Consider the following 1,293-nt stretch of genomic DNA (forward strand, 5'->3'; position numbering starts at 1 on the left):
TAGTGGACGCGAGCATCTGTGGCCAAGTTTTTAAGGGCGCACGGTGGATGCCTTGGCACCAGGAACCGATGAAGGACGTGGGAGGCCACGATAGGCCCCGGGGAGCTGTCAACCAAGCTTTGATCCGGGGGTGTCCGAATGGGGAAACCCGGCAGTCGTCATGGGCTGTCACCCACTGCTGAACACATAGGCAGTGTGGAGGGAACGCGGGGAAGTGAAACATCTCAGTACCCGCAGGAAGAGAAAACAACCGTGATTCCGGGAGTAGTGGCGAGCGAAACCGGATGAGGCCAAACCGTATGCGTGTGATACCCGGCAGGGGTTGCGCATGTGGGGTTGTGGGATCGTACTTCAGTCGTCTGCCGGCGGCTGGGCGAGTCAGAAACCGTTGATGTAGGCGAAGGACATGCGAAAGGTCCGGCGTAGAGGGTAAGACCCCCGTAGCTGAAACATTAGCGGCTTGCTTGTACGACACCCAAGTAGCACGGGGCCCGAGAAATCCCGTGTGAATCTGGCGGGACCACCCGCTAAGCCTAAATATTCCCTGGTGACCGATAGCGGATAGTACCGTGAGGGAATGGTGAAAAGTACCGCGGGAGCGGAGTGAAATAGTACCTGAAACCGTGTGCCTACAAGCCGTGGGAGCGTCGGACATCAGCTTGCTGGTGTCTCGTGACTGCGTGCCTTTTGAAGAATGAGCCTGCGAGTTTGCGGTGTGTGGCGAGGTTAACCCGTGTGGGGTAGCCGTAGCGAAAGCGAGTCCGAATAGGGCGTTTGAGTCGCATGCCCAAGACCCGAAGCGGAGTGATCTAGCCATGGGCAGGTTGAAGCGTGGGTAAGACCGCGTGGAGGACCGAACCCACCAGGGTTGAAAACCTGGGGGATGACCTGTGGTTAGGGGTGAAAGGCCAATCAAACTCCGTGATAGCTGGTTCTCCCCGAAATGCATTTAGGTGCAGCGTCGTGTGTTTCTTGCCGGAGGTAGAGCACTGGATAGGCGATGGGCCCTACCGGGTTACTGACCTTAGCCAAACTCCGAATGCCGGTAAGTGAGAGCGCGGCAGTGAGACTGCGGGGGATAAGCTCCGTGGTCGAGAGGGAAACAGCCCAGAGCATCGACTAAGGCCCCTAAGCGTACGCTAAGTGGGAAAGGATGTGGAGTCGCAGAGACAACCAGGAGGTTGGCTTAGAAGCAGCCACCCTTGAAAGAGTGCGTAATAGCTCACTGGTCAAGTGATTCCGCGCCGACAATGTAGCGGGGCTCAAGCGTACCGCCGAAGTCGTGTCATTGCA

At 57.6% G+C, this 1,293-nt stretch carries 1 rRNA gene (only partly in view); it reads left to right on the forward strand.

Annotated features, from left to right (window positions below):
* Positions 1–20 precede the first annotated feature (20 nt).
* A 23S ribosomal RNA gene (locus tag AB0F62_RS42380) occupies positions 21–1,293 on the forward strand; its annotated part runs 1,922 nt beyond the window's last position; the annotation flags it as partial.

It is taken from the genome of Streptomyces sp. NPDC026673, from assembly GCF_040638135.1.
In the GTDB taxonomy this organism is placed as follows: domain Bacteria; phylum Actinomycetota; class Actinomycetes; order Streptomycetales; family Streptomycetaceae; genus Actinacidiphila.